Below are 6,892 nucleotides of genomic sequence, written 5' to 3' on the forward strand. Positions count from 1 at the left end.
GTACCTCGTCGGCGCCGCATCATGTGCGCCGGAGCAGGACGAAAGCCCGGAGCCTTCGGGCAAGGCCGCACGAAGCCGCCCTGGAGAAGCGGCCGGAAGCCCGTTGCGGACAGGGCGGCGTGGCGAGCGGTGCGCGGCTCAGCCGGACGCGGACACGTTCCAGGTGAACCGGGGTGCGCGGCGCTCCAGGAACGCGGCGACACCCTCGGCGGTGTCCCCGGCCGTGCGCGCCTGCTCCATCCAGTGGGCCTCCCGGTCGGTGCGGCCGTCCGCGAACTCCTTCGCCGCGGCCTGGGTCAGCTGGGAGCGGGAGGCGAGGACACGGGTGAACTCCGCGACCCTCTTGTCCAGTTCGCCGCCCGGCAGCACCTCGTCCACCAGACCGGTCCGCAGCGCGCGCCCGGCGTCGATCAACTCGCCGGAGAACAGCAGGTACTTGGCGGTGGACGGACCCACCAGGGAGACCAGCCGGCGGGTGGAGGAAGCCGGGTAGACGATGCCCAGCTTGGCCGGTGTCACGCCGAAGAGCGCGTCCTGATCGGCGAACCGCAGATCGCAGGCGGCGGCCAGCTGTGCCCCGCCGCCCACGCAGTGGCCCCGGATCGCCGCCAGGGTCGGCTTGGGGAAGGCGGCGAGGGCCTCCTCCGCCGCCACCGCGAGCCCCTGGGCCTCGGAGGCGGACTCGCGCAGCCTGGAGATGTCGGCCCCGGCACAGAAGGTCTGTCCCGCGCCCGTGAGCACCAGCACCCGTACGTCCGGGTCGTCGGCGAGCCGGGCGAGCAGCGGCGGCACCGCGGCCCACATCGCGGCGGTCATGGCGTTGCGCTTGGCCGGATGGCTGATGACGACCGTGGCGACGGACTCGGTGACGTGGTGCAGCAGCTGGGGCTCCTCCATGTGCCGGATGCTATCCGGGCCGTTCGGTGGGCCGACCGGCGGGAGCGCGCACAGGGGAAAGCACAGTGGAAAGGGAAAAGGGAAAAGAGAAGGGAAAAGAGAAGGGAAAGGGCAGGAAAGGGAAGAGGAACAGGGAAGAGGAAGAAAGAGGGGAAGAAGGGGGAAGGGGGGACGGGCCGAGGAGGCACAGCATGGCCGAGCCCACCGCTCCCCGGGGCGACGACCCCACGCCCCCCGCCGCGGGCGCACCACCGCCCAGCAGGACGAGGTGGCGAGACTGAGCCGGGGTTTCAGCTGGCTCGCCGCGCTCGGGGTGATCCTGGTGATCGCGGGTGTCGTCGGCCTCGTCTACACCGGTGTCGCGACCCTGACCTCGATGTTCCTCTTCGGCTGGCTGCTGCTGATCGGCGGGGCGGTCGGCCTGCTGCACGCCGTGCAGGCGCGGGGCAGCAACTTCTTCTGGCTGGGCGTGGTGGTCGCGGCCCTGAACCTCGCGGCCGGTGTGGTGGTGCTCAGGAAGCCGGACGTCGCGGCCGAGGCGCTGACCATGTTCGCCGCGCTGCTGTTCCTCACCGGCGGGCTGTTCCGGCTGGTGGGCAGCCCGGTGGTGCGCGGGCCGCAGTTCGACTGGACGCTGGTGCAGGGTGCCTTCGGGCTGCTCCTGGGCGTGCTGGTGCTGGCGTCCTGGCCCAGCAGCAGTCAGTACGTGATCGGAACGTTCTTCTCGCTGGCGCTGCTCTTCGACGGTCTCGGTCTGATCGCCACCGGCTACGGCGGGCGGAGGATCGTCGGCATGGGGTCTCCGAGCGGCTCACCGGCGAGAACGGCCCGAACGGCCCGAACGGCCCCAACGGCCAGAACAGTGGGAGCAGCCCGAACAGCGGGAACGGCCGGGCCGGCGGGACCGGGCAGACCGGCCGGGGCGGTGGGAACGGCGCGGGCGCTGTCAAACCCGTACAACCCGAATAGTTCGCCGAGACGGAACAAGGGGGACAGGAACAGTCCCACAACTGACCGTGTCATACGCATGCGGTCAGAAGCGCTCGAGTTGTGCTGACTTCTGGTCAGTACTTGGGTACGCAGCGGATCGTTCCCAACACTCGACATGTGGTGACAATCGAGCGCGAGGGTGGCGACCGGACGATGGACGACCAGGGGCGCGGGCCCGGCCCACGCCCACAGGGCGCGGAAGGTTCCGTCGACGCCAGAGAAGCGGACCCGCTGCCGTACGAGGGGGTCTGGCGGTTCACCGCTCCCGCCACCGATGTGTCGGTCCCGCAGGCCCGGCACGCCGTGCGGGACCTGCTGCTGCGTCAGGGCGTGCCGGTCTCCCACGACGCGCTGCAGGGACTGCTGCTGATCGTCTCGGAGCTGGTCACCAACGCCGTGCGGCACGCCGCGCTGCTGTCCCCGATGCTCGCCGTCGAGGTCGCCGTCGGGGCCGAGTGGATCCGGGTGTCCGTGGAGGACAACCACCCCTACCGCCCGACCGCCCTGGAGGCCGATCACGCCCAGACCGGCGGACGCGGGCTGCTCCTGGTGCGAGAGATCACCCGCGAGGCGGGCGGGGTGTGCGACGTCGAGCACACCGCGAGCGGCGGCAAGGTGATCTGGGCCGCCCTGCCGCTCAAGCCCGCACAGGTCTCCTGACCGTTCGTACCGCTCTCCCTGACCGCCCGCACAGGGCTCCTGGCCGAGCGCTCCCGGCACGTCACCAGCCGGCGGACGCCCCCGTCAGCTCCCGGATCGCCGGCCGGGCCGCGTCCAGCACCGTCATGAACCACGCCGAGAACGTGTCCCGCGCGTGCCGCTCCGCGAGCTCGGACGGGGTGACGAAGGCCGTCGAGGCGACCTCGTCGGCGTCCGGCCGCACCGGGGACTGGACCAGGCCCACGAAGAGGTGGTTGTACTCCTGCTCCACCAGGCCCGAGGCCGGGTCCGGGTGGTTGTAGCGGACCGTGCCCGCCTCGGCGAGCAGCGAGGGCGACACGCCCAGCTCCTCGTAGGTGCGCCGCGCCGCCGCCGCGAAGGGCGACTCGCCGGGGTAGGGATGGCCGCAGCAGGTGTTGGACCACACGCCGGGGGAGTGGTACTTGCCCAGCGCCCGCTGCTGCAGCAGCAGCCGGCCGCGCTCGTCGAACAGGAACACCGAGAACGCCCGGTGCAGCTGCCCCGGTGGCTGATGAGCGGCCAGCTTCTCCGCGGTGCCGATCGTCGCGCCGCTCTCGTCGACCAGTTCCAGCAAGATCGGCTCTGTGGTGCCGTTCGACGGAGTGTGCGTCGCGGTGGCAGGTGTGATCGGCATACCCATCCTTCACATCGGTCTTCGCGCCCCAAGTCTGCCGTACTAAACCGGCACTCCCGGCACTTTCCCGGCACGCCCGCATGTCCCCGCGGGCGGCACCGGACGTTCGGGCGGGGTCCCGAAGATCATCGTGCCCGGACGGGCGGGCCGGGAATCCTCGGCGCGTCGGCCAGGGGCGGCCGGAGTGACGCCGGCCACCGGCGCGCCGTGATGCCGGCCACCGGCGCGTGCCGTCAGTGGCAGAGCCGCGCCTCGTGCTCCGCGTGGCCGCCGGGCTCAAGCTGGAAGGTGCAGTGCTCCACGTCGAAGTGGTCGCCCAGGCAGCTCTGCAGCTCGTGCAGCATCTTCTCGTGCCCTATGGAGGTCAGCGCCTCGGAGCTGACGACGACGTGCGCCGAGAGCACCGGCAGGCCCGAGGTGATGGTCCAGGCGTGCAGATCGTGGACGTCCTCCACGCCCTCGGTGGCCAGGATGTGCGCCCGCACCTCGGCCATGTCCACACCCTTGGGCGCCGCCTCCAGCAGCACCTCCAGGGTCTCCCGCAGCAGCCGCCAGGTCCGCGGCACGATCATCAGCGCGATCACCAGGGAGGCGATCGGGTCGGCGGCCGTCCAGCCCGTGGTGACGATCACCAGCGCGGAGACGATCACCGCGACCGAGCCCAGCGCGTCCGCCGCCACCTCCAGGAAGGCGCCGCGCACGTTCAGGCTCTCCCGCTGCCCGCGCATCAGCAGGGTGAGCGAGACCAGATTGGCCACCAGGCCGATCGCGCCGAACGTCATCGCCAGGCCGCCCTTGGTGCCGGCCGGTGTGACGAACCGCTCGATCGCCTCGTACACCACATAGCTGCCCACGCCGAGCAGCAGCAGACAGTTCGCCAGGGCGGCCAGGATCTCGGCGCGGGCCAGGCCGAAGGTGCGGCGGTCGCTGGGCGGCCGGGCGGCGAAGTGGATCGCCAGCAGCGCCATGCCGAGGCTCAGGGCGTCCGTCGCCATGTGCGCCGCGTCCGCCACCAGGGCCAGCGAGTCGGCCAGCACACCGCCGACGAGCTGGACCACCATCACGCCGAGCGTGATCGCCAGCGCCGCCCGCAGCCTGCCGCGGTACGCCGCGCTCACGGTGCCACCGGCGTGCGCGCCGTGCGCATGCCCGTGGTCGTGCCCTGCCCCCATGCGAGCCGCCCTTCCATCGACGTTCCGGATCACAGTGAACTACGGGCGGGGGGTATCGGGCAACGCGGCACTGAACACCGTTGTCATGTGCCCTGACCTGGGCGTTTGGTTTCCAGGTCAGAGCGGCGGGGCGTGCCGGGCGGTCGGTCGGCGGCGGGGAAGTGCGCGGCCTTCCGGCGGGCTCCCGGCCTCCGGCGAGGGCGGGGGGAAATGCCGGTCATCGCCGTCAACGCCCGTTCCGTCACCGCGGTTTGTGGGCCGGGCCCCGCATCCCCGATGATGATCGCGGCACACGTGCCGGCGAACCACGTCGGGCCGGCCGTGGAACGGGCGGTGAACGCGGGCTTCCGGGAATCCGATAGCCTCTGCCGACACGCCGCCCGGAGGGCCCGCACGGGCGCCCCCCACCATGCACATGACCGGCGCGGAGGCGCTGGTACCCAGGGAGTGAGTTCGGTTGTCGACCGCCATCCTCACCGGTCAGCCGGTCCCCGGCTCGACGCTCGAGGGCGATCTGCGCTCCCTCGGCTTCGACGTCCGGACCGCCTCCGGCCCGGCCGAGGCCGAGACGCTGCTCGCCCAGGTGCCCTCGGGAGAGCGCGTCGCCGTCGTCGACGCCGCCTTCGTCGGCCATGTGCACGCCCTGCGCCTCGGGCTCACCGACCCGCGCTTCCCGATCGCCGCGATCCCCGGAGCCGTCACCGCCCAGGCGGCCGGCCGCCAGGCCCTGACCCGCGCCATGGCCCGGGAGAACTCCGCGGTCGCCGGGACCGGGGGTGCGGGAGCCTCCGCGAGCGTCCGGGACGCGGCCGGCCTGCCCGACCGCATCGCCGCCGCGCTCGACGCCGACGGCACCGAGGTGCACCGCCCCGAGCTGGGCAGCCTCGTCGCCGCCGTCCCCGCCGACCCGCAGGCCCGCAACGAGGCCCGGCAGGCGGTCGCCGCCGTCGACGAGGAGGCGGTCCGGCTGAAGTCGGCCGTGAAGTCCCGCGACGGCTTCTTCACCACCTTTTTCATCAGCCCGTACTCCCGGTACATCGCCCGCTGGTGTGCCCGCCGCGGACTGACCCCCAACCAGGTCACCACCGCCTCTCTGCTCACCGCGCTGATAGCGGCCGGCTGCGCCGCCACCGGCACCCGGGGCGGCTTCGTCGCCGCCGGTGTGCTGCTCATCGCCTCCTTCGTGCTGGACTGCACCGACGGCCAGCTCGCCCGCTACTCCCTGCAGTACTCCACTCTCGGCGCGTGGCTGGACGCCACCTTCGACCGGGCGAAGGAGTACGCCTACTACGCCGGTCTCGCCCTCGGCGCCGCACGCGGCGGCGACGACGTCTGGGCCCTCGCCCTCGGCGCGATGGTGCTCCAGACCTGCCGGCACGTGGTCGACTTCTCCTTCAACGAGGCCAACCACGACGCCACCGGCAACACCAGCCCCACCGCCGCCCTCTCCGACCGGCTCGACAGCGTCGGCTGGACGGTGTGGGCGCGCCGCATGATCGTCCTGCCGATCGGCGAGCGCTGGGCGATGATCGCCGTCCTCACGGCCGTCGCCACCCCCCGCATCACCTTCTACGCCCTGCTCATCGGCTGCGCCCTCGCCGCCGCGTACACCACGGCGGGCCGGGTGCTGCGCTCGCTCACCCGCCGGGCGAAGCGGACCGACCGGGCCGCGCAGGCGCTCGCCGACCTCGCCGCCTCCGGCCCCTACCGGCCCCAGGAACTGCCGAAGCCCCAGCGCATCGCCCGCGTCGACGGCTACGAGGTCGAGCTGAACGGCGACCTGCGGCCCGGCAAGCCCNNCCGCCGCCGCGCAGCGGGGGCCGGCCCGCCGCATGCCCGGCTTCACCGCCCCCGCCGTCGCCCTGCTCGGCGCCGCGGCCGTCCTCGCCACCGCGGCGCTCACCGGCTTCGGCAGCGCCTGGGCCGTCCTGGCCGCCGCCATCTACGCCGGAACGTCGGGCCTGGCCGTCACGCGCCCCCTCAAGGGCGCCCTCGACTGGCTCGTCCCGCCCGTCCTGCGCGCCGCCGAGTACGGCACCGTCCTGGCGCTGGCCGCCACCGCCGATGCGGACGGGGCGCTTCCGGCGGCCTACGGGCTGGTCGCCGCCGTCGCCTACCATCACTACGACACGGTCTACCGCATCCGCGGCAACGCGGGTGCGCCCCCGCACTGGCTGGTGCGGGCGATCGGGGGGCACGAGGGCCGCACTCTCGTCGTCGCCGTCCTGGCGGCACTGCTCACCGCCTCGCAGTTCACGGTCGCGCTCACGGTGCTCGCCGTGGCCGTGGCCGTGCTGGTGCTCGCCGAGAGCATCCGCTTCTGGGTGGCCGCCCACCGGGGTGGCTCGCCCGCCGTTCACGATGAAGGAGAAACCGCATGATCGGCCTCGTGCTCGCGGCCGGCGCCGGACGGCGTCTGCGCCCCTACACCGACACCCTGCCCAAGGCGCTGGTGCCGGTCGGGCCCGAAGGCGCCGAGGAGGAGCTGACGGTCCTGGACCTGACGCTCGGCAACTTC

Annotated in this window: 5 protein-coding genes and 2 pseudogenes; 4 read left to right on the forward strand and 3 right to left on the reverse strand. The window is 73.0% G+C overall.

Translation table 11 applies throughout. From position 1 onward, the window contains the following. Positions 1 to 138: 138 nt before the first annotated feature. Positions 139 to 897, reverse strand: coding sequence for an enoyl-CoA hydratase/isomerase family protein (locus ABD207_RS16570; RefSeq protein WP_344013752.1), 759 nt, complete (start codon positions 895 to 897; stop codon positions 139 to 141). Positions 898 to 1,165: 268 nt separating this feature from the next. Here ABD207_RS16570 and ABD207_RS16575 point away from each other — a divergent pair. Together ABD207_RS16575 and ABD207_RS16580 are read left to right on the forward strand one after the other, a co-directional pair. Then, a pseudogene (locus tag ABD207_RS16575) lies at positions 1,166 to 1,693 on the forward strand (HdeD family acid-resistance protein); the annotation flags it as partial. A gap of 347 nt (positions 1,694 to 2,040) precedes the next feature. After that, positions 2,041 to 2,547 (forward strand): ATP-binding protein, encoded by a 507-nt coding sequence (locus tag ABD207_RS16580; protein WP_344013762.1) that lies wholly within the window; start codon positions 2,041 to 2,043, stop codon positions 2,545 to 2,547. A gap of 61 nt (positions 2,548 to 2,608) precedes the next feature. On the opposite strand, the gene idi is transcribed toward ABD207_RS16580, so the two are convergent. Together idi and ABD207_RS16590 are read right to left on the reverse strand one after the other, a co-directional pair. Further along, a complete protein-coding gene (idi, locus tag ABD207_RS16585) occupies positions 2,609 to 3,202 on the reverse strand; it encodes an isopentenyl-diphosphate Delta-isomerase (RefSeq protein WP_344007785.1) in 594 nt (197 codons plus the stop codon). Positions 3,203 to 3,435: 233 nt separating this feature from the next. After that, entirely contained in the window at positions 3,436 to 4,374 is a 939-nt protein-coding gene (locus ABD207_RS16590; protein ID WP_344013753.1) for a cation diffusion facilitator family transporter, read from the reverse strand. Positions 4,375 to 4,831: 457 nt separating this feature from the next. Between ABD207_RS16590 and ABD207_RS16595 the strand changes: the two are divergent. Next, positions 4,832 to 6,755: pseudogene (locus tag ABD207_RS16595) on the forward strand (DUF5941 domain-containing protein). Next, the coding region (locus ABD207_RS16600; protein WP_344012910.1) for a sugar phosphate nucleotidyltransferase at positions 6,752 to 6,892 on the forward strand (141 nt) is incomplete at its 3' end. The pseudogene ABD207_RS16595 and the gene ABD207_RS16600, both read left to right, overlap by 4 nt.

This window comes from Streptomyces thermospinosisporus (genome assembly GCF_039526425.1).
GTDB classification, from domain to species: Bacteria; Actinomycetota; Actinomycetes; order Streptomycetales; family Streptomycetaceae; genus Streptomyces; species Streptomyces thermocarboxydovorans.

What these genes read in the sequence shown, in the direction of transcription:
- ABD207_RS16570 (WP_344013752.1), bottom strand. Translation starts at nt 897, where the DNA reads ATGGAGGAGCCCCAGCTGCTGCACCACGTCACCGAGTCCGTCGCCACG.
- ABD207_RS16580 (WP_344013762.1), top strand. Translation starts at nt 2,041, where the DNA reads ATGGACGACCAGGGGCGCGGGCCCGGCCCACGCCCACAGGGCGCGGAA.
- idi (WP_344007785.1), bottom strand. Translation starts at nt 3,202, where the DNA reads ATGCCGATCACACCTGCCACCGCGACGCACACTCCGTCGAACGGCACC.
- ABD207_RS16590 (WP_344013753.1), bottom strand. Translation starts at nt 4,374, where the DNA reads ATGGGGGCAGGGCACGACCACGGGCATGCGCACGGCGCGCACGCCGGT.